Annotated in this window: 24 protein-coding genes, 1 tRNA gene and 2 pseudogenes; 17 read left to right on the plus strand and 10 right to left on the minus strand. The window is 41.7% G+C overall.

The features are described from left to right. Positions 1-4 precede the first annotated feature (4 nt). The 4 genes from BLL41_RS07450 to pgmB are packed head-to-tail and all read left to right on the plus strand — an operon-like array spanning position 5 to position 5,489. A complete protein-coding gene (locus BLL41_RS07450) occupies positions 5-889 on the plus strand; it encodes a DUF1189 domain-containing protein (RefSeq protein ID WP_071577357.1) in 885 nt (294 codons plus the stop codon). After that, positions 867-3,140: a glycoside hydrolase family 65 protein gene (locus BLL41_RS07455; RefSeq protein ID WP_071577358.1), complete on the plus strand. Its 2,274-nt coding sequence runs from the start codon at positions 867-869 to the stop codon at positions 3,138-3,140. Before BLL41_RS07450 ends, BLL41_RS07455 begins: the two co-directional genes overlap by 23 nt. Next, positions 3,133-4,818, plus strand: coding sequence for an oligo-1,6-glucosidase (gene malL / locus BLL41_RS07460; protein ID WP_071577359.1), 1,686 nt, complete (start codon positions 3,133-3,135; stop codon positions 4,816-4,818). Before BLL41_RS07455 ends, malL begins: the two co-directional genes overlap by 8 nt. Further along, positions 4,815-5,489 carry a beta-phosphoglucomutase gene (gene pgmB / locus BLL41_RS07465; protein ID WP_071577360.1) on the plus strand — a complete coding sequence of 225 codons (675 nt, stop codon included), beginning with the start codon at positions 4,815-4,817 and terminating at the stop codon, positions 5,487-5,489. Before malL ends, pgmB begins: the two co-directional genes overlap by 4 nt. A 42-nt stretch (positions 5,490-5,531) precedes the next feature. On the opposite strand, the gene clpP is transcribed toward pgmB, so the two are convergent. Next, positions 5,532-6,125, minus strand: a complete 594-nt coding sequence (gene clpP, locus BLL41_RS07470) for an ATP-dependent Clp endopeptidase proteolytic subunit ClpP (RefSeq protein ID WP_003228214.1) — start codon at positions 6,123-6,125, stop codon at positions 5,532-5,534. A 268-nt stretch (positions 6,126-6,393) separates the two neighbouring features. Here clpP and BLL41_RS07475 point away from each other — a divergent pair. The 7 genes from BLL41_RS07475 (at position 6,394) to BLL41_RS07515 (ending at position 12,795) form a co-directional block, all read left to right on the plus strand. After that, positions 6,394-6,469: transfer RNA gene (locus BLL41_RS07475), tRNA-Arg, on the plus strand. An 813-nt stretch (positions 6,470-7,282) separates the two neighbouring features. Continuing rightward, positions 7,283-7,417: an IS3 family transposase gene (locus BLL41_RS23275; RefSeq protein WP_141770194.1), complete on the plus strand. Its 135-nt coding sequence runs from the start codon at positions 7,283-7,285 to the stop codon at positions 7,415-7,417. 956 nt (positions 7,418-8,373) lie between these two features. Further along, entirely contained in the window at positions 8,374-8,688 is a 315-nt protein-coding gene (locus BLL41_RS07495; RefSeq protein ID WP_015483734.1) for a hypothetical protein, read from the plus strand. A 54-nt stretch (positions 8,689-8,742) separates the two neighbouring features. Next, a complete protein-coding gene (locus tag BLL41_RS07500) occupies positions 8,743-9,411 on the plus strand; it encodes a DUF5819 family protein (protein ID WP_071577362.1) in 669 nt (222 codons plus the stop codon). Positions 9,412-9,432: 21 nt separating this feature from the next. Further along, positions 9,433-10,782: a DCC1-like thiol-disulfide oxidoreductase family protein gene (locus BLL41_RS07505; RefSeq protein ID WP_071577363.1), complete on the plus strand. Its 1,350-nt coding sequence runs from the start codon at positions 9,433-9,435 to the stop codon at positions 10,780-10,782. Positions 10,783-10,786: 4 nt separating this feature from the next. Continuing rightward, positions 10,787-11,869 (plus strand): serine hydrolase, encoded by a 1,083-nt coding sequence (locus BLL41_RS07510; RefSeq protein ID WP_071577364.1) that lies wholly within the window; start codon positions 10,787-10,789, stop codon positions 11,867-11,869. A 413-nt stretch (positions 11,870-12,282) separates the two neighbouring features. Next, positions 12,283-12,795 carry a DUF3231 family protein gene (locus BLL41_RS07515; protein ID WP_071577365.1) on the plus strand — a complete coding sequence of 171 codons (513 nt, stop codon included), beginning with the start codon at positions 12,283-12,285 and terminating at the stop codon, positions 12,793-12,795. Positions 12,796-12,830: 35 nt separating this feature from the next. Here BLL41_RS07515 and BLL41_RS07520 read toward each other — a convergent pair whose 3' ends face one another. The 6 genes from BLL41_RS07520 to sacB all read right to left on the minus strand — a co-directional run bounded on the left by BLL41_RS07520 (position 12,831) and on the right by sacB (position 18,966). Continuing rightward, on the minus strand, positions 12,831-13,151 hold the full coding sequence (locus BLL41_RS07520) for a DMT family transporter (RefSeq protein WP_071577366.1): 321 nt from the start codon (positions 13,149-13,151) through the stop codon (positions 12,831-12,833). Then, positions 13,151-13,486: an SMR family transporter gene (locus BLL41_RS07525; RefSeq protein ID WP_071577367.1), complete on the minus strand. Its 336-nt coding sequence runs from the start codon at positions 13,484-13,486 to the stop codon at positions 13,151-13,153. The genes BLL41_RS07520 and BLL41_RS07525 overlap by 1 nt, the downstream gene beginning before the upstream one ends. Positions 13,487-13,567: 81 nt before the next feature. Further along, positions 13,568-14,152, minus strand: a complete 585-nt coding sequence (locus tag BLL41_RS07530) for a TetR/AcrR family transcriptional regulator (protein ID WP_003244443.1) — start codon at positions 14,150-14,152, stop codon at positions 13,568-13,570. Between the two features lie 95 nt (positions 14,153-14,247). Further along, positions 14,248-15,810 (minus strand): aspartate/proton symporter AspP, encoded by a 1,563-nt coding sequence (gene aspP / locus BLL41_RS07535; protein ID WP_015384716.1) that lies wholly within the window; start codon positions 15,808-15,810, stop codon positions 14,248-14,250. Positions 15,811-15,917: 107 nt separating this feature from the next. Continuing rightward, positions 15,918-17,468: a 2,6-beta-fructan 6-levanbiohydrolase gene (gene levB, locus BLL41_RS07540; RefSeq protein ID WP_071577368.1), complete on the minus strand. Its 1,551-nt coding sequence runs from the start codon at positions 17,466-17,468 to the stop codon at positions 15,918-15,920. 76 nt (positions 17,469-17,544) lie between these two features. Further along, positions 17,545-18,966, minus strand: a complete 1,422-nt coding sequence (gene sacB, locus BLL41_RS07545; RefSeq protein ID WP_071577369.1) for a levansucrase — start codon at positions 18,964-18,966, stop codon at positions 17,545-17,547. A gap of 673 nt (positions 18,967-19,639) precedes the next feature. Between sacB and BLL41_RS07550 the strand changes: the two genes are divergently transcribed. The 4 genes and pseudogenes from BLL41_RS07550 to padC all read left to right on the plus strand — a co-directional run bounded on the left by BLL41_RS07550 (position 19,640) and on the right by padC (position 21,537). Then, positions 19,640-20,206 carry a C1q-like domain-containing protein gene (locus tag BLL41_RS07550; protein WP_071577370.1) on the plus strand — a complete coding sequence of 189 codons (567 nt, stop codon included), beginning with the start codon at positions 19,640-19,642 and terminating at the stop codon, positions 20,204-20,206. A 62-nt stretch (positions 20,207-20,268) separates the two neighbouring features. Continuing rightward, a pseudogene (gene racX, locus BLL41_RS07555) lies at positions 20,269-20,442 on the plus strand (broad specificity amino-acid racemase RacX); the annotation flags it as partial. Between the two features lie 131 nt (positions 20,443-20,573). Then, positions 20,574-21,029, plus strand: coding sequence for a DUF3237 domain-containing protein (locus BLL41_RS07560; RefSeq protein ID WP_071577371.1), 456 nt, complete (start codon positions 20,574-20,576; stop codon positions 21,027-21,029). Positions 21,030-21,051: 22 nt separating this feature from the next. Then, positions 21,052-21,537 (plus strand): phenolic acid decarboxylase, encoded by a 486-nt coding sequence (gene padC, locus BLL41_RS07565; protein WP_003219868.1) that lies wholly within the window; start codon positions 21,052-21,054, stop codon positions 21,535-21,537. A gap of 27 nt (positions 21,538-21,564) precedes the next feature. On the opposite strand, the pseudogene BLL41_RS07570 reads toward padC, so the two are convergent. From BLL41_RS07570 to slrR, 3 genes and pseudogenes are all read right to left on the minus strand, one after another. Then, positions 21,565-21,773 (minus strand): annotated as a pseudogene (locus tag BLL41_RS07570) (hypothetical protein). 2 nt (positions 21,774-21,775) lie between these two features. Further along, positions 21,776-23,245, minus strand: coding sequence for a para-nitrobenzyl esterase (pnbA, locus tag BLL41_RS07575; protein ID WP_071577372.1), 1,470 nt, complete (start codon positions 23,243-23,245; stop codon positions 21,776-21,778). A 75-nt stretch (positions 23,246-23,320) separates the two neighbouring features. Beyond that, the gene (gene slrR, locus BLL41_RS07580) at positions 23,321-23,779 is read right to left on the minus strand and encodes an HTH-type transcriptional regulator SlrR (protein ID WP_014665457.1); all 459 of its coding nucleotides are present in this window, start codon (positions 23,777-23,779) and stop codon (positions 23,321-23,323) included. A gap of 245 nt (positions 23,780-24,024) precedes the next feature. On the opposite strand from slrR, the gene BLL41_RS07585 reads away from it, so the two are divergent. Next, on the plus strand, positions 24,025-24,729 hold the full coding sequence (locus BLL41_RS07585) for a YveK family protein (RefSeq protein ID WP_071577373.1): 705 nt from the start codon (positions 24,025-24,027) through the stop codon (positions 24,727-24,729). A gap of 5 nt (positions 24,730-24,734) precedes the next feature. After that, positions 24,735-25,418 carry a protein tyrosine kinase EpsB gene (gene epsB / locus BLL41_RS07590; RefSeq protein WP_071577374.1) on the plus strand — a complete coding sequence of 228 codons (684 nt, stop codon included), beginning with the start codon at positions 24,735-24,737 and terminating at the stop codon, positions 25,416-25,418. Positions 25,419-25,420: the final 2 nt, after the last annotated feature.

Raw genomic sequence — 25,420 nt, forward strand, 5'->3', positions numbered from 1 at the left:
TTCGATGAAGAATCTGGAGAATAAAAGCTTTATCATCCGCTGCCTGAAGGCGGTTGCATCTCCTTCAGGTGTTTGCCGCTACGGGAATACCTTCAGCTGGCTGCAACTCTCTTTTCTCTTTATGTTTTTAACGGCCTCCTTGATGGCACCGTTGACAGTTTCGTTTATGAAAATGGATCGTTTCAGCGTTGCATCTTTCATGCCGTCAGCGATTCAAAAGGTTAATGATACATTTGCTGATCAATTACAAGGTGTTCAAATCAGAAATGGAAAACTAACAGGCGGGAAGAGCTTTGAGAGGATTGAAGATGGGCAGAATGTGATGGCGGTCGATATGAAGCATGAATATGAGACAAGCGGTGAAAATGGGCGATTGAAAGTGACTGGATTTGACAACGCCATCGTATTTCAGCCTGATCGACTAGTAATGACCGATCAAAACGGAACAGGGTTTTCTGTTGGCTATGCGAAAATGGACGTTAAGCTCGAGAATCCAAACGCCCATGATGTAGAGGTTTTGATCGATACATTGTGGTTGGCGCAGTATAAGCCGATGATTATGATCCTGGCATCTGCGGTGATTTTTATGATCCAGCTTTTTTTAACGATTGTTCTTGCCGGAGGCCTTTGGATCACAAAAAGATCAAACATGGTCTCTATTGCGTCATTCAAGGAAGCGGCATCTATAGCGATTTGCGCTTCAGCACTGCCGGCTTTTGCGGCATCTGCTATCGGTCTGGTTCATTTTGACTTGATTACTGTATTGATGATCCATTCATGCGGCGTCACTTTGATGATCACTTTTGCATTTAGATATTTGACAAAATCCCGCCGTGATAATGGAAACTTACATTCGGGAGGAAATGATGATAAATCAGCGGTTATTTGAGATTGATGAATGGAAAATCAAAACAAATACATTTCAAAAGGAGCACATACGGCTGCTGGAAAGCCTGACGTCTCTTGCCAACGGCTATATGGGGGTCAGAGGGAATTTTGAAGAAGGCTATTCAGGCGACAGTCACCAAGGGACATATATTGCAGGCGTGTGGTTCCCTGACAAAACGCGAGTAGGCTGGTGGAAAAACGGGTATCCAGAATATTTCGGTAAAGTAATCAATGCGATGAACTTTATGGGCATCGGCTTATTTGTGGACGGTGAAAAAATCGATCTCTATCAAAACCAAATTGAATCATTTGAGGTAGAACTCAATATGAAAGAGGGGATTTTGCGGCGAAGCGCTGTTGTCCGCATTCAGGATAAAACCGTCAGAATCAGTTCGGAGCGATTTCTTAGCCTTGCTGTAAAAGAACTTTGTGCGATTCATTATGAAGCTGAGTGCCTGACGGGAGATGCTGTCATTACGCTTGTTCCATACCTGGATGGTAACGTGGCAAATGAAGATTCTAACTACCAAGAACAGTTTTGGCAGGAAGAAGTGAAAGGGGCTGATTCCCACATCGGCTATTTAGCGGCAAAAACGATCGAAAATCCTTTTAGAACACCGCGCTTTACTGTTTTAGCCGCAATGGCAAACGTGACAGATGGCTTTGTCAGTGAAAGCTCTCAAACAGCGGGGATGTATGTTGAGAATCGTTACAGTTACCAAACGAAGGCTTCTTTGAAAAAGTTTATTATCGTCACGACTTCCCGTGATTTTCGGGAGGAAGAATTGTTAACGAAAGCTAAGGAGCTTTTGGCGAATGTTGTTGAGAACGGTTACGAAGAAGCAAAACGGAGGCACACTGATCAATGGAAGGAAAGATGGTCAAAAGCGGACATTGAGATTAAAGGGGATGAGGAGCTTCAGCAAGGAATCCGCTACAATATCTTTCAGTTATTCTCGACATACTACGGAGGCGATGCCCGTTTGAATATCGGGCCGAAAGGATTTACTGGCGAGAAATATGGAGGTGCCGCATATTGGGACACAGAGGCTTACGCTGTTCCGATGTATTTGGCGACAGCCGAGCCAGAGGTGACGAAAAACCTGCTTTTGTACCGCTATCATCAATTGGAGCCTGCTAAACGAAACGCCGCAAAATTGGGGATGAAGGGGGCCCTTTATCCGATGGTGACGTTCACAGGGGATGAATGCCACAACGAATGGGAGATCACCTTTGAAGAAATTCACCGCAATGGCGCAATCTGTTATGCGATCTACAATTATATCAATTATACAGGCGACCATGGCTATATGGAGGAATATGGGATAGACGTTCTTGTGGCAGTCAGCAGATTTTGGGCCGACCGTGTTCACTTCTCGAAACGAAAAAACAAGTATATGATCCATGGCGTCACAGGGCCGAATGAATATGAAAACAACGTCAACAACAATTGGTATACAAATGTCATTGCGGCTTGGACGTTGGAGTATACATTAGAAAATTTCGAACGTATCTCAGCGGAGAAACGCCGCCTTCTTGATGTACAGGAAGAAGAATTAAGCGTCTGGAGAGAAATCATCCAGCACATGTACTATCCGTATAGTGAAGAACTGCAAATTTTCGTTCAACATGACACATTCTTGGACAAAGACCTGCAAGCAGTGGATGAATTAGATCCAGCTGAGCGGCCTCTTTATCAGAATTGGTCATGGGACAAAATTCTCCGCTCCAATTTTATTAAGCAGGCAGATGTTCTCCAAGGCATGTATTTTTTTAATGACCGTTTTACAATGGAAGAAAAACGGCGACACTTTGAATTTTATGAACCGATGACTGTTCATGAATCAAGCCTATCGCCTTCTGTCCATGCGATTCTCGCAGCCGAACTCAGGCTGGAAAAGAAAGCGCTCGAATTATATAAGCGAACAGCAAGGCTTGATCTTGATAATTACAATCATGATACGGAAGAAGGTTTGCATATTACTTCAATGACGGGAAGCTGGCTGGCAATTGTTCACGGTTTTGCGGGCATGCGCACCGCGAATGAGACGCTGTCATTTCATCCGTTTTTGCCGAAGGAATGGGACGGATATTCATTCAACATCAATTATCGAGACCGATTACTCAATGTGAAGGTTGACGAAATGAGCGCCGTGTTTGAGCTTGTAAAAGGCGACCCGCTGCATATGAAAGTTTATGAGGAACCGGTTGTCCTAAAGGGACGATGTGAAAGGAGAACGCCTAATGAGTGAATGGTGGAAAGAAGCTGTCGTTTATCAAATTTATCCGCGCAGTTTTTATGATGCCAATGGAGATGGATTCGGAGATTTGCAAGGTGTGATTCAAAAGCTGGATTACATCAAAAATCTCGGGGCGGATGTCATCTGGCTCTCCCCGGTGTTTGATTCCCCGCAGGATGACAATGGCTACGATATCAGTGACTACAAAAACATATACGAAAAGTTTGGGACAAATGAAGATATGTTTCAGCTGATAGATGAAGTGCATAAACACGGAATGAAAATCGTCATGGATTTGGTCGTGAACCACACGTCGGATGAGCATGCTTGGTTTGCTGAAAGCCGCAAATCGAAGGACAATCCTTACCGGGATTATTATTTTTGGAGAGACCCTAAACCGGACGGCTCAGAGCCGAATAATTGGGGATCGATCTTCTCAGGCTCAGCGTGGACATACGATGAAGGGACAGGACAGTATTATTTGCACTACTTTTCGAAAAAACAGCCTGATTTAAATTGGGAAAATGAAGCGGTTCGCCGGGAAGTTTATGATGTAATGAGATTCTGGATGAATAAAGGCGTTGACGGCTGGCGAATGGATGTGATCGGCTCTATTTCCAAGCACACCGATTTTCCGGACTACGAAACGGATCACACCCGCAGCTATATCGTCGGCCGTTATCATTCTAACGGTCCCCGTCTTCATGAGTTTATTCAAGAGATGAACAGGGAAGTGCTTTCTCATTACGACTGCATGACGGTCGGAGAGGCAAACGGCTCTGATATTGAAGAGGCGAAAAAGTATACAGATGCAAGCAGGCAAGAGCTGAATATGATTTTTACATTTGAACATATGGATATTGATACAGAACAAAACTCGCCAAATGGGAAGTGGCAGATCAAGCCGTTCGATTTGGTTGCTTTAAAAAAGACGATGACAAGGTGGCAGACCGGGTTAATGAATGTCGGCTGGAATACCTTGTATTTTGAGAACCATGATCAGCCGAGGGTTATTTCCCGCTGGGGCAATGACGGGAAGCTGCGTAAGGAATGTGCGAAGGCATTTGCAACGGTTCTGCACGGCATGAAAGGAACGCCGTTTATTTACCAAGGAGAAGAAATCGGTATGGTTAACAGCGATATGCCTCTGGAGATGTATGATGATCTTGAAATAAAAAATGCATATCGTGAACTAGTCGTTGAAAACAAAACGATGTCAGAAAAAGAGTTTCTCAAAGCCGTGATGATAAAAGGACGTGATCATGCGAGAACCCCGATGCAGTGGGATGCCGGAAAACATGCGGGATTCACAGCCGGAGACCCGTGGATGCCGGTAAATTCCCGCTATCAAGCTATCAATGTGAAAGAGTCCTTGGAAGATCAAGATTCCATTTTCTATTACTATCAGAAGCTCATTCAATTACGAAAGCAATATAAGATCATCATATATGGCGATTATCAGCTGCTGCAGGAGAATGATCCGCAAGTTTTTTCTTACCTCCGAGAATATCAAGGGGAAAAGCTTCTCGTCGTTGTGAATTTGTCGGAAGAAAAGGCGTTGTTCGAAGCGCCTCCGGAACTGATTCATGAGCGTTGGAAAGTGCTGATTTCGAACTATCCGCAGGAGCCGGCTGACTTGAAGAGTATTAGTCTCAAACCTTATGAAGCTGTGATGGGCATTAGCATATGAAAGCGGTCATTTTTGATTTAGACGGAGTCATAACAGATACAGCTAAATATCATTTTCTTGCTTGGAAGCACATCGCAGAACAAATCAATATCCCCTTTGACAGAGATATGAATGAAAGGCTAAAAGGAATCAGCAGAGAAGAGTCACTTGAAAGCATACTGATCTCTGGCGGTGCGAAAACTAGGTATACAAATGCGGAGAAACAAGAACTTATGCTTCAAAAAAATCACGATTATCAAACGCTGATCAGCAAATTGACGCCGGAAGATCTTTTACCGGGGATCGGCAGGCTTCTATGTCAATTGAAAAACGAAAATATAAAAATCGGGTTAGCATCCTCAAGCCGCAATGCCCCCGAGATTTTAAGACGTTTGGCAATTATCGATGATTTTGATGCCATTGTTGATCCGACGACTCTTGCGAAGGGGAAACCTGATCCTGAAATCTTTTTAACAGCTGCAGCACTGCTCGATGTTTCCCCGGCTGATTGCGCGGCAATAGAAGATGCAGAAGCAGGCATTTCCGCAATCAAATCCGCGGGGATGTTTGCGGTTGGAGTCGGTCAAGAACAGTCGATGTTTGGTGCTGATCTGGTTGTGAGGCAGACGAGTGATCTGACACTTGAGCTGTTACACGGGGAATGGGAGCAGCATAGAATCAAAAGTGTTTAAATGAAAAAACCTGCAAGAGACGAGCTCTTGCAGGTTGTGTTATTACTTTTTGTCTTCTGTGTGAGTCAAAATTTTGTCAATCAGGCCGTATTCAAGCGCTTCTTCAGCAGACTTGAAGTTATCACGGTCTGTGTCGCGTTCGATCACTTCAAGCGGCTGGCCAGTACGTTCAGCAAGGACTTTGTTTAATTTGTCGCGAAGCAAGAGAATGCGTTTCGCGGCAATTTCAATTTCTGTCGCCTGACCTTGCGCACCGCCAAGAGGCTGGTGAATCATGACTTCACTGTTTGGAAGCGCATAGCGTTTGCCTTTTTCACCCGCTGCAAGCAGGAATGCGCCCATTGACGCAGCCATACCGATACAAATTGTAGATACTTTCGGCTTAATAAACTGCATGGTATCATAGATCGCCATACCGGCTGTAATAGAGCCGCCCGGGCTGTTGATGTAAAGAGAAATTTCTTTTTCAGGGTCTTCTGCTGCTAAGAATAAAAGCTGTGACACGATGGAGTTCGCAACGTTGTCATCAATCGCAGATCCAAGCATGATGATACGATCCTTTAATAGACGAGAATAAATATCATATGCTCTTTCCCCGCGGTTCGTTTGTTCAATGACTGTAGGTATTAAATTCATAATGCTCCTCCTTCACCTTTTAGGTAAGTATGTAGTTACATGATACATTTTTGGTCAATAAAGGTCAAACAAAAAGCTGGCCTGATATGCAAAGTCGTCTCTTTTTCCCATTTTCCCCAAAAATACAGGGGTTCAAACCATCTTATGTCAAATTGCCAATTAAGATGCTGTGTCTATTTAAAAAACGGCCTATCGAAATAGAGGGTTGTTATTTGAATGGAATTATCGTATAATTAGTTGTGCTGACGTTCCATAACGCAGTCCATATGCGCTCGTAGCTCAGTTGGATAGAGCGGTGGTTTCCGGTACCACGTCTGTCGGGGGTTCGAATCCCTCCGAGCGCGTCCAATAGAACAACAGGAAAGACAAGGGTTTGGCGATTTGCCGCTCTTGTCTTTTTTGTGTGAAGTAATGAAAAACTAAGGATTCTGTTTCCTCTACATATTATAGGAGTAAGAGCTTTCTGATGTGTGAAATATCTTCAGCAGATGTTATAGAGTGCGTACAATCCTAATGCCCTTGAGTGCTTATATAATTTTCGAAATCATTTTTTATACGAAAAAGAGGAAAGAGATCTATAAAAAAGGTTTAAATAAGTTTAATATGAAAAAATAAAACCCGGCAACTGATACTATCCCCTACAAGTTTAACAGCTCACTTTTCGGCAGTGGCTGTCAACTAGTAGGGGATTTTTTAGGGCGCGAAAAGGACAACATTTTTACCACTATACGATAGAAATTAACATGAAAGCCGTCAACTTGCATGTAGAAGGAAACTAAAGCGCTGTAACGCGTTATCTGAAGAATAAGGGCTCACAGTTCAAACCAGCTCAAAAATTGGGTAAAAAACGCCGTGGTCTTTTGAAGAGCAACGGGGAAAGAATAAAAAGTCATACAACCTTTTTATAGGATGCCCTAAGACAACGTTTAAAAGTTGAGGAAGAACGAGATTATCAAAAGGTACAGGTTGAATAACTAAAAAAACGTTACCGATTACATGGCTGGCGGTATCGCCAAGGTGTCAAGATAAGGATACTAAAAATGGTGCAAGACTCAAAGGGTTCGAAAGGCAAGGTATCAGAGAGAGCAGTTGATTAAAGAACACATTATGGCGAATCACCATTCGCGCCCCTTCTATGACTATCCGAATTACTGTAGCTGTTAAAGAAAGAAGGCTTTTCCGTCAACCATAAGCGTGTTGACAGGTTGATGAAAGAGATGAACATCCATCGATCATTCGAAAAAAAGGGACGTTATTCTGGAAGAAAGGCATCGATTGTTCAATCAAACTGACTGAACCGAGAATTTTAAACCAATCGATCTAACCAGCTATATGTAACCGGTATTACCTATATTGTATGTGGACAGCTCCACTCTCTGATCAAGGCTCCCAATACACAACAAAACCATATCATAAGCGATTCGAAACCGTTTGTTTGAAGGGCAGTCATTCTCGTAAGGGTAACTGTCTGGATAATGTATGCATCGAATTGTTTTTCTCACATCATACTTTTCTTCATGCCAAATTGAAAAAGAGCTACAAGAACATTAAAGATTATTCAGTTATATCAACGATTCCAGAAAAATTTAAACCAGTGTGCTCCGATAGAATACCGTAACACACTGGTTGCTTAGTTTTTTTATGCTGTCTACTTGACAGGGTAAGACTAACCTATCGGGTATCTTTTTTACGATTATTTTTATTTTTCGGTGCTATGTAGGTTGGGCCACAAACAAATCCTACAACCATAATAAAGACTCCTACCCACCGGACAGCATAAAAATCAGTATCACGTAGGAAGACGAATGAAAATAAGGTAATGATCGTCCCTATAATCACTGCAACTGCCCAGATATTACTTAATTTCCTCATATAAAAGCTCCTTTATAACTTAATGTTTCAGCTGAGTATTGCGATGTAAAATATAGCATACTGTGGATTAAATGGAAAATCCTAAAGGTAATGATTTGATAGCACTATTTTTAACGAATAACAACTCTATTGAATTAATATCTGAATAAAAAAGTTCTTAATACCCATTTTTTTTTTGAACTCTATTCACAATACAAAATCTAGTCAAAAAAACTTTACTTTAGTTTAATATTAAACGAATCGTAATAGAATGAATTCGTATAAATGAGGTCATTCTCACCTATAAAATGATATTTTCACATTAATTAAGATAATTTGACATATTAAACTTTTATTCCTAATATTGGATTTGAATACAAATAAAAGGAGGAGTTTTGTGAAGCTTAAAAGATTTGTTATAGCTGTTACTATTGGAACTGGAATTCTGGGGTCTGTAATGTATTCATCGGCTTCGGCAGCAACATTAGAAACAAAAAAAGTTGAACTGGAAAATGTCTCTCAGGAAGGCAAAGATGCTAATGCAGCAGGCATTGGGAACTTAGCTCAAAAAGCCTGGGTTTATGGGACTGAAGCTGCAAAGCATTATGGAGGCAAAGCTTTGAATATGTTTTTAGACAATGGAGGGTTAGGTATAGCTAAGCCTTCAAACGAAGAGGTACAAGATATGGATGTTATTTTTGACAAAAAATAATTTATAAGAAGGGGGATTATTATAGTCCCCCTTTTTTTAATAGAGGGGATTTTGATGAATAAAAATAAAACTTTTAGTTTTGGTTTGTTGTTTATTTTATTAGTTACTTTCGTTGTACATTTCTTTTTAATTTTATCTACTGTATTACCCCCTAATCCGTTAGCTCTTGCGGTCAAACCTGTTTCTGATCGTTACACAAATACTTTATTCCAACAGAATTGGCATCTATTTGCGCCGGATCCTATTACAACTAATACAAATATATATATGGAGGTTGATACTGGAAAACCGAGGGGAAAGAACGAGTGGATTGACATTTCTACCCCCTTAAAAGACCAAAATCACACTAAAATCGTAACCCCTTACAATCGAATTGTTAGAATTATAGATGGGCTTTCTTCTGATATTTTTGGAACTAATCAAGATGATGTCATTTTTCAATACGTAAAAAAAGCAGCTGAAAATGATAAACAGGTAAAAGCTATAACAAAAGAGATAGAGAAGAGCCAAAAGATTGGCGAGGAAAATGTGTATCGTTATGCAAGTTCGTATGCTAAATCAATTTATAATCCTAAAACAATAAAAAGAATAAGAGTAAGAATAGATACAGTGAAACCGATTCCGTTTTCTCTACGGGATAACAATGATAAAGGTGAGAAATTAGAACAAAGCACTACATTTAAATGGAAAACGTTCAATAATAAAGTGGTTCCATTTTTTTAATGAGAGTGGAGGAACAATATTATGAATAACAGTATCACTAACAGAGTTATCTCCTATTTTGCAAAAGAACGTTTTTATATTGGGGTGAGCTTGCTTCGTATTGTATTTGGTTTGCTCATTTTATATTTTTATTTAATTCATTATAATCAGAGGTATTTCTTGTTCTCCGATTATGGTATCAATACATTTCATAATGTTATGAAACCAACTACATATTCATTGTATAATGTAACTTCATCCTTAAAATACTTTGATGTGATATATCACGTTGGCATTGTGTCAGCAATTCTATTTACTCTAGGTTTTAAAGGCCGACTCATGGGCATCTTGAATTATGTTTTGTTCTATTCATTATATGTTCGTTTCTCATATATTGGAGACGGTGGCGACAATTTAATGGCAATTACACTTTTTTATCTCTTGTTTGCAAATACTACAAAGTATTTTTCTATAGATGCAGCGTTACGAAAAAAAGTGGCTTATGTATCTGACTGTAGGAAAACTACCGCTAATATTATTCAGTACTTTGTTGTTTTGTTTTGTATAATGCAAGTTTGTATTGTATATGTTACGTCTGCTATATATCAAATTATGGGTGAAACTTGGAATAATGGAACAGCTTTATACTATATATCACAAGTTAAAACGGTTGCGATGCCTTTTCTTCAGTCGGTAGTCAGTCAACACATCTATTTAAGCGTCGTGATTTGTTATTCTAGTGTATTATTAAAAATTGCTTTTCCTTTTCTTATTATAAACAAAAAAACAAAATGGCTTGCTGTCTTAATGGTTTGTTTACTGCATTTAGGTATTGCATTTGGAATGGGTTTATATTCATTCTCTATTGTCATGATTGCGATTGAATTGGTGATTTTTACCGATAAGGAGTACAATCGCTTATTCTTTACTTATCAGCAATTGAAACATAAGCTTAATTGGATGGTAAGAAAAAAATTAATGCGAAAATTTCAAGCTCACTGGAAAATGACTGTATACTATGATGCATGGTGCCCGTTATGTACTAAAACGAAAAAACGTATCGAGAGGGCGGACTGGCTCAATTTAATTGTTTTCGAATCCTTTCGTGATGAGACATCAACTATTAATGATGAGGTAGGTATAGAGGAATTAGAAAAACGAATGCATGGAAAGACGTTGGAAAAAGGCATCGTCTCTGGTGCAGATACTTTTATCGAAATAAGCAAGCGGGTTATTCTGCTATGGGTATTGTATATGATACTCCTCTTGGCTAAGTTGTTTCATGTTAGCGATAGGATATATGATTTGATTGCCTCAAAAAGAAAAATAATTCCTTATGGGCAATGTAATCATGGGGCATGCGGCCTCAATCAGAAGCAGAGAAAGGGGTAATAGTTTGTTCCTCATTGTTTTAATACTAATAGCAGCTGTTTTTATATTCGGTTTTTTTGGCTTAGCGGCATTTTTGAAAAGAAAGGATCGAAATAGAACGGTTGAGGATTTGACACGTTTTATGTTATCTCATCCTGAGCGCTTTTCGCTGACGGTTATACAAAATGATCAAATCCTTTTAAATCATAATGGAAGTAAGATGTTTCCCTTAGCCAGTACAGTGAAAATCCTTTTTTTGCTAGCATTTGTACATGAGGCCAGAAAAAATCAGATAAGTTTCAATGATACTGTCAGTATCATTGAAATAGATAAATTTTATATTCCGAATACTGACGGAGGAGCACACGATAATTGGAAGAGCAAAGAGAATATTGGTCAAATTGTGACGATGAAAGAAGTGCTCATTGGTATGATGAGATACAGTTCAAATGCATGTACTGATTATATTTACTTAAGGATCGGTAAAGACAATGTCCAAAAAATAGTTGATATATATTTGCCTGATAATCACACGCCTGTTTTTTCTATAAACTCTTCGATGTTAGTCGCTCCTTATCTAAAAAAGTATGAAAAGAAAAAAACGAAAGAAATCTCTGGTTATATGAAAGAGATGAAGCAAAAATATTTCATGGATATCTCAGGAAAAACTTTCGATGCCCTTGTGCATGGTAAAGCTGATTCGTTAATATCCTCACTTTCTTCTGCTAATCATATTGATATACAAAGGGAGTTCACGAAGAAACTTCCATCTTCATCCAGTGAAAACTACGCCAGATTAATGTATCGTCTGGGAACCGGGGACCTTTTAAGTGAAGTGGAAAAAGGAATATTAGATGAGATAACAGGACCGCCGAACCTTCAAGAAAACCGTATTTGGTATAAAGGAGGCTCTACCTTATTTGTTATGACGTCGGCTATTTTTAAAGAAACTGCGTCAGATTCCATCTCATTGGCCTTTTTTATTGAGGACATGACTCGTTTAGATATGTTATGGATTGATCATGTTTATCAGCCATTTCTTCAAAAGATAACTAACGACCCCTTATTTCGACAACAATTAATAGCTGATTTAAAGGGAAAATTATAATAATGTTGAATAACGGAACTTTAAAATGAAACCGTCAAATTTACAGATTTAATGTAAAGGAAAATCACAATACGCAAACATTCAATTCATTTTAATTTTTGGTTAAACTTGTAAAACAATATGGGTAACATAGTAATTATAACTAATGAAAATGAAACGTTTAGAAAAGTGTATTATATATTTAAGGATAATAAATATATAATATGAAGTTCTTTAATGGTTTCCGGTACCACGTCTGTCGGGGGTTCGAATCCCTCCGAGCGCGTCCAATAGAACAACAGGAAAGACAAGGGTTTGGCGATTTGCCGCTCTTGTCTTTTTTGTTTCATAAATCTCGCCCGCTGGAACATAAATTTTCCTCCTCCCGGGCAGTTTATCAAATGTGCGATATTGAATTTGCGAGGAGGATGAACATGGGTATTTTAAGCGGAAACCCGCAGGATGAACCGATGCATTATGGTGAGGTATTCGGCTTGTGGAGTTATGTGATGGCGGGCAATAAAATGGTCGGCAATTACCAGATGCTATTGAATCATGTCGGTGATGACGACCTGAAGAAGCTGCTTCGTGAGTCCATTGAGAAGTGCCAAGATGAAATAAAACAGGTTAGTACGATCCTGAAAGAAAACGGGGTGGCGCTGCCGCCGGCTTCTCCTGAACCGCCGACAGCAGATCTTAACGATATTCCGCCTGGCGCACGGTTTCTCGATCCGGATGTGGCGGCCTCCGCGGCAGCGGAAAATGCTGCAGGTCTTGTGACATGCAGCAAAATGATGGGGCAATCGATTCGTGAGGATATTGCCATGATGTTTGGGCAATTTCATATATCGAAAGCGGCAACCGGCGCAAAATACTTAAGGCTGCTAAAAAACAAAGGCTGGCTCATCCCGCCGCCGCTTCATCTTCAAAAACATCACGACGCTTAATGGCAAAGGCATATACAGCTGTATATGCCTTTATTTTATGAAGATGACGTAAGACGCAGGCCGATGACGCCAGCTAGGATAAGGCAAAGAGAAATCACCTGTGAAAGCTGAAACCGCTCCTTAAACCAGATGAGCCCGACCGCCGAAACACCAATGCTTCCAATGCCGGTCCAGACGGCATAAGCGACTCCAGCAGGCAGGACTATCATCGCTTGGGAAAGGCAGTAAAAGGATAAACCGAATCCAGCAGTCATTACAATGATCGGCCATTTTTTTCTTGTGCCGTCAATATATTTCATGGCAACGGCAGCTATAATTTCTTCTATGCCGGCAATCACTAATAAAAACCATGCCATTATTGTTCACCTCCCTGCTGAGATTTGCTTTCTTTCGTAAATAATTTCATTCCTAAAATGCCAGCCAGCAATAAAGCTAAAAAGAACATCTGGGCTGCTGAGAAGGATTCGCCCAGAACAATTCCGGTCATATATGTTCCGACGGTTCCGATACCGACAAACACAGTGTACGCCGCGGCCATCGGGATTTTTCGATAAGAGCGGATCAATAGGAGAAAGCTGATCGCGATCAAGATAAAAATGATGATCCAATCCAAAAGCGAATCGGCATGTTTGAGGGAAGAGGCCCAAACAACTTCTAAAAGTCCTGCAATAAAAACAAGAATCCAATTCAAATGAAACACCTCTCTAATTTATGAATGAACGTCAGTCATTTTCAGGGCGTTAAAAAATGAGCGGTGTTATCCAGTCATTTTTTAAGCAGTACCTAAACTTCGTTTTAAGAAAGTAAAAATTTCTTTTTTATACACTTCAACATTTTCATCTTGTTCAAATCCAATATAGAATCGTTCCGCAGTGTTCTCGACCAAGTTGATAATCGTTCTGGCCGTCCATTTTGAATTGATTCCTTCCGTTACCTCATGGTTTGCAATGGCCTTATTGATGATTTTTTCAAGCCAGGAATAATAAGGCTGATAGATCGTTTCCCATTTTTCCATGGAGTGATCGATCGCAAGCCCGGAATAACAGAGGACAATAATATCCTTATGGCGTTCTGTAATGAGAAAAGTCTCATCAATTAATATATCTAAAACGGTCCAAAAATCCTCGTCTCCATGCAGCCTACCTTTGATTTGATCAAGTGTATGGGTGAGAAGATTTTCTGCAATGGCCGGTATGAGGGCATTTTTAGATGAGAAATACAAATAGAATGTTCCTTGGGCAGTGCCGGCCTTTTTGACAATATCAGAAATAGAAGCTTTGTCGAGGCCTTTTTCAGAAATGACTTCTATGGCTGCTTGCAGAATTTTTTCATATTTGCCCGATGTTTGTTTTGGCATGAAGAACACCTCCTAGAAATGACTGACTCTCATTCATTTTATCGCATGTATGGATGTTTGTAAAGAATAAAGAAGCAAGAAAACCTCTTGCTTCTTTATTTATCATAATCAATAGCGGCTTTTGGGAGCCCGGTATACTTTGCCCAGTAATAGATCGCAAGTGAGCCGATCGCGACTAAAATAAGGTCGACGGGATTGCTGATGATCCCTAAACCATGTCCGAAAGAACCGATGTAGGAAAAGATCAGCATCATAATATAAAACCCGATAAGCCACCAGGCTGATTTCAGCTGCTGAGCAAGGCTGACATCTTCTTTAGGCGTATATTTGCTGAAACAGAGATAGATCAAAAACATCACGAGCTGTGAACCGAGAAGCCAGGAGACTGTTTTCCATCCTGACCAGTAGACGATAAACGCTGTAAATATAAAGGAAAGCGGCCCGATAATGCTCATTCCCTTTAAATAAAACGGCCTGTTTAAGTCCTTCGCGTTGACCCTCAGCGCAGCTGAAGAAATGGGTGCAATCGCATATGAAAGAATGAGCGCGACTGAACAGACATTGACAAGCGCGTTCCACGAGGGAAAGGGAAGGGTCCAGAAAATGGACAGGGCAAACGAAAGCCAAAGCGAAGCTCGGGGTGTCCCCGTATCTTTATTGACCTTTGAGAATATGCCAAATAATGTACCGTTACGCGCCCAGGCGTAAACAAGGCGGGATGTCGTATTCATAAAGATATTCCCGTTTCCTCCGGGAGACAGAATGGCGTCTAAAATGACAAGCGTTGCAAGCCAGCCTAACCCGAGCATGACCGCAATATCCTTAAACGGCAATGAGAACTCCCGGCCAATTGCCGGCCAGCCATGTTTCAGTGTTTCTGTCGGGATTGCACCAATAAAGGTGACCTGTAAAACAGTATAAATGATGGTTGAAACGATGATGCAAATGATTAAAGCGATCGGGATATTGCGTTTTGGATTTTGGACTTCACCTGCTACAGATACAATCGGATGCAGGCCGAGATACGCAAACATTACGCCGCCTGTCGAGATTGCAGCCTGAATACCTGTAAAACCAAACGGTGCAAATCCTTCAACAGATAAATTTTCCGGCTGAAAATGAAAGATCAGTACAATAATGATGGTAATCGGCACAATATATTTAAAAATCGATATGATGAAATTCGCCTTAGCGAAGGTTTTGACGCTCCAATAATTCAACAGGAAAAACAAGCATAATAGGGCAAACTGCAAGATCCAGCCAGAAATGGTCGGCGAATCAGACCCTTTAATGGTCAGGCCGGGAAACCAATAGGCCACATACTGGCGCACAGCTGTCACTTCAATTGAAATCAAGCTTGTATAAGCAACAATCGTGACAAACGAAATTAAGTAGCCGACAAGGTGGCCATGTGAATAAACGGGGTATCGAATGATGCCTCCGGTACGGGGCAGAGCGGCTCCGAGCTCTGCATATACGAGCCCGATTAACAAAATAATGGCTCCTCCAAGGATCCAGGAAAAAGCGCCGGAGGGCCCTGCTTTTGAAGCGACATTACTGACAGCGAACAGCCACGCTGATCCAAAGATGGCTCCCATCCCAATCAAAATCAGATCAAACAGCGACATTGATTTTTGAAAATTTCCTTGTTTAGACATTCGCTTCCTCCTTTGAAACCAGCCTTATATTCCTTACAATGCCCAATATGTAACAGAGAATACCGCTCCTAATAAAAAAACAGGCGCAGCCTGCGCTGCACCTGTTTTTATTCATGAATCGAATCAAAGTGTTTCACTGTTATATTTTTGAAGGAGGCTGTGCCGCCGTCAGAAAAAAGGGTAATTCCTTTATCTTCAGGCTTTGGGAAGACTTCATTTGAAAAAACGGTTTTCCCGTCGCCAACAAATACTTCTATCGTTGTTTTATCGACAAGTATTTTCAAATGCACCTTACGTTTGCTTACATCATAAGGAGCTTTGCTTTCGACAAAGGTATTGCTTTTGTCCGGCTGATTTGTGGCTGCTCTATTGACATATGCATAGCGGCCTTCGGCGAAAATGCCGACATCAATATGGCGTTTTTGGTCTTCTGATTCTCTGAGCCTGACGCCTGTATTCTTTAGCTCAGACCAAGAAAGATCCGTATCAAGCTGGTACGTATCACCTGTTATCGACAGTGTTTTTGATCCGTTCACATCTTGATCCTCTATTTTGTCAGTTGAAACAGTCAGCTGCTCCAAAGCTTCAATCGGCTGTGAGACGAGGCTGTATGTTCCATCCTGCTCCTTCAGCCGGAGTTCGCGTATGACAGAATCTGTGCCGTTAAAGCCATTCTTCATTGTCGGGGTGTTGTTGGCATAATCCCAATTGTTCATCCAGGCAAGCGCATACCGCTTTTCTAATGGATCTGTGCTTTTGCTGTCTTCGAACGTCACACCGCCGTACCAGTCGAAGCCATAGTCAAGCCATTGGGCTTCAGTCTGATCCGCTTTGAATTCTTTTCCGTCGAAGCTTCCGGTCCAGTAGGCGTACGTATTTGGTTTGCCCCACGGTTTGCCGTTCGCGCTGGCGCCGAGAACCCACTTATTCGTTCCGTCGCTTGCCCGCATCATGTAGAGGTCGGGACATTCCACCATTCCCGCCTGTTCTGGGAAGAATCCGTTTGTGTAATGCCAGTCCTTAAGATTATCGGATTCATAAAAGCCGATTTTTGATCCTTCAGCCATGACCATGACCCATTTGTTATCCTGGTCATCCCATATGATTTTCGGATCTCTGAAATCGTCAGTACCCGGATTAGGCATAACGGGATTGCCACTGTAGAATGTAAATGATTTTCCTTTGTCTGTGCTGTACCACAAATATTGCTCCTGTTTTTTGTCTTTGGCTGAGGGCTGTGTCACAATCGCGACAAGCGCATTTTTCCCGAAGCCGGCTGTGTTCTCTTTATCCACCACGACGGAACCGGTCCAAATATCACCGTCTGGGTTTGTATATTTCGGAATCGCCACGCCTTCATCTGTCCAGTGCACCAAATCGTCTGATACGGCATGGCGCCACTCTGTGCCGTTGCCTTTTGGGTAATCCCGGTTATATAGATAGAAATAATGATACTTGCCATCAAAATAGATCGGTTTTTGAGGGTCATTTTTCCATTTATCCGGCGTTGTAAAATGATATGCCGCTCGGTAGTCCGGTTTCTGTGTTGATTTTGTTTTTTTGACAGGTTCTTCTTTTGGAAATAAGTCAATAAACAGCAATATTCCTAAAAAGGTTAGGAATACGGTTAGCCATTTGCCTGCTTTTTTATAGTTCATATGGGATTCACCTTTATGATGTTGATAAGAAATAAAAGAAAATGCCAATAGGATATCGGCATTTTCTTTTGCGTTTTTATTTGTTAACTGTTAATTGTCCTTGTTCAAGGATGCTGTCTTTAACAACAGATGTTTTCTTGCCTTTGATGTTCAACAGGAAGCTTGGCGCAAACGTTGATTGTTTGTCTGCGTAGAATCCTCTGTTTGTCATGTAGCTTGTAATCACGACATTGTTTCCTTTCGCTTGAGGTACAGCGAAGTGTGAGTAAGTAAAGGTCACATCGTTAGGATCAAGGTCCATTTTTAACACAAGGCCTGTTTTGTTCAGCGGTTTGTATGGGCCAGTTAAAGAATTAGAAACATAACCAAGCATGTAAATATCGTTAGACGTGATGCCGTCAATCGTCATTTTTGACCCGCGGGAGTCAGTGAACAGATACCATTTGCCGTTCATTTTAAAGACGTTTGCGCGTTCAATTTCATCTGTTACTGTGTTAGATGCAATCAGCGGTTTCATCACTTTTTTCAGTGTGTAGTCATCGTTTAGCTCAATCATGCCGAGGGCGCCGTTTGCTAACTCAGCCGTGCGTTTTTTATCGCTTTGCAGAAGTTTTTGACTTTCTTGACGGAAGAACGATGTGCTTTTGCCATAGTATGCTTTGTTAAATAAAGATTCTTCGCCTTGGTAGCCATTTTCAGTTCCAGTGTTTGCTTCAAATACTAAGTATTTGTGGCCTTTATCTTCTACGTAGTGAGGATCTCTCAGCGTATGGTTATCGCCTGAGCTGTAGTTGCCTTCATCGATGAACTGCTGTACATTTTGATACGTTTTGCCGTCGCCGTCAAAGATTGATTTATAATCCTCTACACCGTTGATGTTCAAAGAGCTGTCTGATGCTGATACGTTAACCTGTGCAGTTGTCAATGTTTGTTTGCCGTAATGTTTACCGGAGAAATCAGTGTAGAATAAACGAATTTTTCCGTCAGATGTAAATGTAGCTGAACCTGACCATTCTTGCGTTTGGTCTTTTAAGATAGAATCATTTGCATCGAATTTGTCGCTGTCTTTAAAGACGCGGCCAGCATTTTTCCAGCTGTCAATAGAAGTTTCGCCGACTTTTTGATAGAACATGTAAATCGATGTGTCATCCGCATTTTTAGGATCTCCGGCTAATGCAAAGACGATGTGGTAGCCGTGATAGTTTGCGACTGTGCCGTCAGCGTTTTGTAATGGCCAGCTGTCCCAAACGTCCAGGCCTTTTGCAGAAGAGATGTTTTTAATTGTGAACGGATCGAATTCAGGCACTTGATACTTTTCATTTTTTTGCTGTTCAGGGATTTGCAGCATATCATGGCGTGTAATATGGGAAATGCCATACGTTTCCTTATACGGCTTTTGGTTCGTTTCTTTCGCAAACGCTTGAGTTGCGCCTCCTGCCAGCAGTGCAGTAGTAAAGGTTAGTACTGTTGCTTGTTTTGCAAACTTTTTGATGTTCATCGTTCATGTCTCCTTTTTGTATGTACTGTGTTAGCGGTCTGCTTCTTCCAGCCCTCCTGTTTGAAGTTGGCAAGTCAGTTACGCACAATAAAAAAGACCTAAAATATGTAAGGGGTGACGCCAAAGTATACACTTTGCCCTTTACACATTTTAGGTCTTGCCTGCTTTATCAGTAACAAACCTGCGTGATTTACTTTTCGACCTCATTCTATTAGACTCTCGTTTGGATTGCAACTGGTCTATTTTCCTCTTTTGTTTGATAGAAAAACATAAACGGATTTAAAGATTACAGGTCTAAGGAACTAAAATATCTATCGATTTCTTTTCGTTCTCTGCATTTTTTATTGCCTCTGTCGCATGGGCATAAAGTTGCCTTTTTAATAATCATTCAGAAAATAGCACACTATCTCATCCTACTAAAAAAAGTGAACGGCGTGTAGATGTGATCGGTTAAAAAGGATCTCTAACTGAGGTCTTTCATATAAGATCGTCTGATGCCTTGGTGAAGCATGCCTCTTGGATCAAAAGCAGTAATCTGTTTTGGGAACATGCTGCTGTTATTTCTATTTTTAAATACAGTCGGGCAGATACTATGTCTGTAACGATCAATATAATAATGTATTAACTAGCAAACAAATGATAGAAGCGTAAGGCTTATAAGGAGGAAAAAGTTATGCCGCCACGGCCAACTAAATGGATTAAGAGGAACGATCGACCGGAACCTCTTTTATCACCAAGTGTCATGCAAGGCAGAAATGGAAATACCCCACCAGCTCAACAAAACCAGCTTTTCGCACCAATTACTGCAAATAGTAACCAGCCTATTTCTGCTTTCCGAGCTACCAGCAATGCGAATCTGTCAGTGACTGCAAATGCAGCTGCCGAAGTTCTTTTTGAAAATGTACAATTTGATTTAGCGAATGAATATAACCCTAACACATCTAGATTTTCACCGAGAACAGCAGGCGTGTATTCTCTTAATGCATCAGTTGAGTTTCAACCGAATGCAATTGTTGACTTCAACTTAGAAGTCGTATTTCTCGTAAATCAAAATGTGGTAGGCGGAAATAACAAATCTCAAGCAGAGAACATCCCGGCAGTCGTAGCAATAACTGAAATTCTTCAGTTAAACGCCGGAGATACGGTGACAGTTGCAATGAGGAGTACTGCCGCCGGAGTCATTCAAGCGACTACGAGAACCCATTTTGCGGCCGCTAGAGTTCCTTCTCCGACTTCATAAAAGGGGATTTTTTGATTCATGCAGATCTAATACCGCTATATTAAAGTTGATTTTCGTCATATGCAGCATGGCAGACGCTATATGAAGAAATCAGTCAGCATGCAGACATCATCATTTCAGCCTGCACGGATTTAAATGCGGTGTTAGATCATATTCAAAGTGAGATTCCGATGATAGATTCCTCTGCCTGTCTTGCAAAAAGCACTGTCAGCACATATCTTGCTTATCAAAGCTAGCTTCAGACAAGGACTGTCTTCAAACAGTCCTTGTTTTTTTATGTTCCTATTGTTTGACAGTTAACTGCAATGGTGTTAAAGTAAACATGTAAATAGTTACATGATTTTTTTCTGAAGGTGAGGTGGTGCTCATGAAGAATCCGGTTTTAAAACCATTCGCCTCTTTAGAAATCAAGGTTGATCCGCCTATCACGATTGGTGAGACAGGCCTGGGACTGAGACGATTAATTCCGATTCGTTCGGGAACAATAACCGGGGAAGTAAAGGGACGTATTTTGCCGGGCGGTGCCGATTCACAAATGATTCGCGCTGACGGCAGAACTGATTTATCTGCCAGGTATGTGATCGAAACAGCAGATCATGAACTGATTTACATTGAAAACAATGGAATACGGCAAGTCAGCGAACCGTTTCGAAAACAAGCGGCAGCCGGGGAAATCATTGATCCGGAGCATGTTTATTTCCGTACGGTACCGACGTTTGAAACAGGCAGTGAAGCCTATCAATGGCTCCATGACCGCTTGTTTATCGGTTCCGCAGAAAGAACCCCTGATTACGTTCGACTAGACATTTATGAAGTACAGTAAAAGACTAAGGAGAGTGTGAAAGATGGAAAACTTTATCGGAAGCCACATGATTTATACGTATGAAAACGGCTGGGAATACGAGATCTATATTAAAAACGACCATACAATTGATTATAGAATTCATAGCGGAATGGTTGCCGGACGCTGGGTTCGGGATCAGGAAGTGAATATTGTCAAACTGACAGAAGGCGTATATAAAGTGTCTTGGACAGAGCCGACTGGCACGGATGTTTCATTAAACTTTATGCCAAATGAAAAACGCATGCACGGCATTATTTTCTTCCCGAAATGGGTGCATGAACATCCTGAAATTACAGTGTGCTACCAAAATGACCACATTGATTTGATGAAAGAATCACGCGAAAAATATGAAACGTATCCAAAATACGTTGTACCTGAATTTGCGGAAATTACATTTCTGAAAAATGAGGGAGTCGACAATGAAGAAGTGATTTCGAAGGCTCCTTATGAAGGAATGACAGACGATATTCGCGCGGGAAAATTATAAGAAACCTAAAAAACCCGGGAAAGAGAATCACTTCTCTTTCCCGGGTTTTCTTTTTGCTGAGTATGTGGGAACCATCATAATTCCCGCGAAAAACAGTATGATGCCAGTCCAGCGCATAGGCTGGTAATAGGCTGTGTCCCGTAAACATAACACGGCCGACAAAATAATGATACAAGCAAAATAATGATACATGCTGCCACAACAATGGCAGCACCAATATATCCTGTTTTCCTCATGTTTATTCTCCTTTTGAAGGGAATAATTTCTGCCTTTTTTCAGAATCCGGATCGTTTTCGATCACAATCTCCGAATCTAAAATCAGCGTCTCTCTCGTTTCTTCGTGATACGCCGGCCAATTCACAGCTTCGGTGCTTGGGTTTCCTGTTTTGGCGAACGTGATCCATGCTGATTGTATCGTGTGAGAAAGCTGTTTCACCTCATCCGTAACCTCCGCGTTTGCCATTCGTTCCAACCCGTCCAGATTTCCAAAGACAAAAGGAAGCTCTAATGCGTGAAACGCTTTATTGTACGGCGGCTTCTCCGGGTGCCAATCGAACCGGTACATCCAAACCGGAGCGTAGTGGGACTGCGCGGATGCATAGGCGACGGCCGGGCGCCAAAATAACAAATCAGTCATCATGTGAATCTGGCTTTCCAGAGAACGCGGATACAGATCGGCGGCTTTCTTGGCCAGCGGCTGCCCTAATAAATACTCGAGTGCAGCATCAAGCGTTTCCTGAGAATGAACGTCTGAATCCGGGGTGAAAAATAAATATCCTTCATCACGGGTTGTTCCGATTAATAGCGGAATGCCGGCAGCAGCCCCTTCTGCGATCGCTTTTTCTGGTTCAGCAGGCAGCGTTTTCGGATCAAGGGCGGGCTGGAAGAACAGCTGAAAGATATTTTCTTTTTCTGCGATCCGAAGCTGATCCGACGCTTTTAGCAAATCTTCCGCAGAAACAGTATGCAATTTATCCAGTTGGCTCTCGTTAATCCCAAGGACCTGTAAAAAGGCTGCCGCGGTGCTCGCCGCTTGTTCTTTCGTCATCGTTCGAGAAGCGCCGCTTTCCATGATTGCTTTCTGGAACAGGCCTTTTGCCGCAGGCATTGCTAGAAGCGCGGCAATGCTCATCCCGCCGGCGGATTCTCCAAATACTGTTACGTTATCGGGATCACCGCCAAACGCTGAAATATTCTCCCGCACCCATTTCAGTGCGGCGGCTTGGTCTAAAAGCCCAAGGTTATCGGAATACGCCTCATCAAACGAAGACAAGTGCAAAAAGCCAAACGGCCCCAGCCGATAGTTCAATGTCACGACAATGACTTCTCCCTGCGCCGCAAGTTTTGATCCGTCATACAACGGCTCACTGCCTGCTCCAAGATAAAAAGCGCCGCCGTGAATCCACACCATGACAGGCAGGTTTTGACTTGGAGTGTCAGGCGCAAATACATTGAGATACAAGCAATCCTCGGACTGGCGCGGCAGTTCAGCATACGATAGTGAAAGCAAATCAGTCGGCTGCGGGCAAACAGGGCCATAGGCTGTAGCATTAAGTACATCTTCCCACACTTCAGGCGGCTCAGGTGCTTTAAAACGCAATTGTCCGACAGGCGGCTTGGCAAAGGGGATGCCTTTCCATATATGTACGCCGTTTTCCGTTGTGCCTTTTACTTTGCCGTATTGAGTCGTTACTATTTGATGAGTCATTGTGTCCTCTCCCTTTTTCCCCCATTATAAACAGATTTACCCTGAAGATGCGAACGTTAGCCCTCTAGCCGATCATCATCTTCCCATCGTTTTTAAAAAGGATTTGACTTCATGGACAGTCAAGCCGATTTCTCTTGCTTCCGCCATCAGCGCTTTCCATTCTTCTATATTGGATTCCGTCAGTTTACGGTTGCGGTAAGAAGCAGTTTCAGGCTGTTCTTTCTTGAGTCTGTTCGTAAAAGTGAACAATTCTTCCTTTTCCATTCCGGCTTGTACGGCTTGCACTAAATGTACGCGCCACTCCTCTTCACCGCCGCTGATTTTTTCATACATCATTGTTTCTGCGTCAAATAATTCTGTTAATTCCACATCCAGTGTGGCCGAAACTTTTTTTAAAAATTGAACGGACGGATTCGTGTGAACGCCTCTTTCAATCTTGCTTAAATAGGATTTGGATACGCCTGACTCAACCGCCAGCTGATTAATAGAATAGCCTTTTCTTTTACGGTATAAACGGATAATTCTTCCAATCACAATGTGAAATTCTCCTCTATTCCTGTCGTTATTTCGTTCATTATAAGGAATTATTCGTTCTTTATAAAATTTAAAATAGTAAGGGAAGTGTAGTAAATTAGAGGAAAATCATGATTTTGTTCTCTAAAGAGAACTTATTGGCTTATTTTGCAATTTTTAAATAATAAAGTTTTCTTTTATAATCCAATCATTAACAGAAAGGGGCGCGGGAAGCCAGCCGCGGGAAGGCTGAAGGCTATGAATACATGAATGAGAATATGAGTTTCAAAGAATTATATGCGATTGTCAGACACAGATTCGTGCTGATTCTGTTCATAACAATCGGCGTCACCCTTATGATGGGTTTTGTGCAATTTAAGGTCATTCCACCGACCTATCAGGCGTCGACACAGGTTCTGGTTCATGAATCAGACGGTGAAGAAAACTCGAATCTCAGTGACATCCAGCGAAATCTTCAGTATAGCAGCACGTTCCAATCGATTATGAAAAGCACTGCCTTGATGGAAGAGGTCAAGGCGGAATTGCACCTATCTGAATCGGCTTCCTCGCTGAAAGGAAAAGTAATCACCAGCAGTGAAAATGAATCAGAAATTATCACCGTTGCCGTCCAGGATCAAGATCCGGCGAAAGCGGCTGAGATTGCGAACACATTAGTGAACAAGTTTGAAAAAGCAATAGATGAAAGAATGAATGTACAAGGCGTACATATATTATCGGAGGCGAAGGCTTCGGAAAGCCCGATGATCAAGCCGGCCCGGCTGAGAAATATGGTCATGGCTTTTGGCGCTGCTGTCATGGGCGGCATTACACTGGCATTTTTTCTGCATTTTCTCGATGATACGTGCAAAAGCGCACGGCAGCTCAGCGAGAGAACCGGATTGCCATGCTTAGGCTCTGTTCCTGATGTCCAAAAAGGGCGGAATCGCGGGATAAAACATTTCGGGGAGTGAAGCGAGTGATCTTTAGAAAAAAGAAAGCAAGGCGGGGTTTGGCTCAAATATCTGTTTTACACAATAAATCAGTTGTTGCGGAACAATATCGCACCATTCGGACAAACATTGAGTTCTCATCTGTCCAGACCAACTTGCGGTCCATCCTCGTCACCTCCTCTGTGCCTGGAGAAGGTAAATCGTTCAGTGCAGCGAATCTTGCGGCTGTCTTTGCGCAGCAGCAGGAAAAGAAAGTGCTGCTGGTGGATGCCGATTTAAGAAAGCCGACCATCAATCAGACGTTTCAGGTTGAGAATGTAACCGGGCTGACAAATGTATTGGTCGGTAATGCTTCACTCAGTGAGACGGTGCAAAAGACGCCAATCGATAACTTATACGTACTGACAAGCGGGCCGACCCCGCCAAATCCGGCAGAACTGCTGTCTTCAAAAGCAATGGGAGATTTAATATCTGACATCTATGAACAATTCAGCCTCGTCATCTTTGATTCCCCTCCGCTTTTGGCTGTTGCAGATGCTCAGATTCTAGCAAATCAGACAGACGGCAGCGTGCTCGTCGTTTTAAGCGGAAAAACAAAAACCGATACCGTCCTGAAAGCAAAAGATGCACTGGAACAATCCAATGCGAAGCTGTTAGGCGCTCTTTTAAACAAAAAGAAAATGAAAAAATCGGAACACTATTCCTACTAGTT

The organism is Bacillus sp. FMQ74 (assembly GCF_001875785.1).
Taxonomy (GTDB): domain Bacteria; phylum Bacillota; class Bacilli; order Bacillales; family Bacillaceae; genus Bacillus; species Bacillus stercoris.

What these genes read in the sequence shown, in the direction of transcription:
- BLL41_RS07450 (WP_071577357.1), top strand. Translation starts at nt 5, where the DNA reads ATGAAGAATCTGGAGAATAAAAGCTTTATCATCCGCTGCCTGAAGGCG.
- BLL41_RS07455 (WP_071577358.1), top strand. Translation starts at nt 867, where the DNA reads ATGATAAATCAGCGGTTATTTGAGATTGATGAATGGAAAATCAAAACA.
- malL (WP_071577359.1), top strand. Translation starts at nt 3,133, where the DNA reads ATGAGTGAATGGTGGAAAGAAGCTGTCGTTTATCAAATTTATCCGCGC.
- pgmB (WP_071577360.1), top strand. Translation starts at nt 4,815, where the DNA reads ATGAAAGCGGTCATTTTTGATTTAGACGGAGTCATAACAGATACAGCT.
- clpP (WP_003228214.1), bottom strand. Translation starts at nt 6,125, where the DNA reads ATGAATTTAATACCTACAGTCATTGAACAAACGAACCGCGGGGAAAGA.
- BLL41_RS07500 (WP_071577362.1), top strand. Translation starts at nt 8,743, where the DNA reads ATGAATAAAAATAAAACTTTTAGTTTTGGTTTGTTGTTTATTTTATTA.
- BLL41_RS07505 (WP_071577363.1), top strand. Translation starts at nt 9,433, where the DNA reads ATGAATAACAGTATCACTAACAGAGTTATCTCCTATTTTGCAAAAGAA.
- BLL41_RS07515 (WP_071577365.1), top strand. Translation starts at nt 12,283, where the DNA reads ATGGGTATTTTAAGCGGAAACCCGCAGGATGAACCGATGCATTATGGT.
- BLL41_RS07520 (WP_071577366.1), bottom strand. Translation starts at nt 13,151, where the DNA reads ATGGCATGGTTTTTATTAGTGATTGCCGGCATAGAAGAAATTATAGCT.
- BLL41_RS07530 (WP_003244443.1), bottom strand. Translation starts at nt 14,152, where the DNA reads ATGCCAAAACAAACATCGGGCAAATATGAAAAAATTCTGCAAGCAGCC.
- aspP (WP_015384716.1), bottom strand. Translation starts at nt 15,810, where the DNA reads ATGTCTAAACAAGGAAATTTTCAAAAATCAATGTCGCTGTTTGATCTG.
- levB (WP_071577368.1), bottom strand. Translation starts at nt 17,468, where the DNA reads ATGAACTATAAAAAAGCAGGCAAATGGCTAACCGTATTCCTAACCTTT.
- sacB (WP_071577369.1), bottom strand. Translation starts at nt 18,966, where the DNA reads ATGAACATCAAAAAGTTTGCAAAACAAGCAACAGTACTAACCTTTACT.
- BLL41_RS07550 (WP_071577370.1), top strand. Translation starts at nt 19,640, where the DNA reads ATGCCGCCACGGCCAACTAAATGGATTAAGAGGAACGATCGACCGGAA.
- BLL41_RS07560 (WP_071577371.1), top strand. Translation starts at nt 20,574, where the DNA reads ATGAAGAATCCGGTTTTAAAACCATTCGCCTCTTTAGAAATCAAGGTT.
- padC (WP_003219868.1), top strand. Translation starts at nt 21,052, where the DNA reads ATGGAAAACTTTATCGGAAGCCACATGATTTATACGTATGAAAACGGC.
- pnbA (WP_071577372.1), bottom strand. Translation starts at nt 23,245, where the DNA reads ATGACTCATCAAATAGTAACGACTCAATACGGCAAAGTAAAAGGCACA.
- BLL41_RS07585 (WP_071577373.1), top strand. Translation starts at nt 24,025, where the DNA reads ATGAATGAGAATATGAGTTTCAAAGAATTATATGCGATTGTCAGACAC.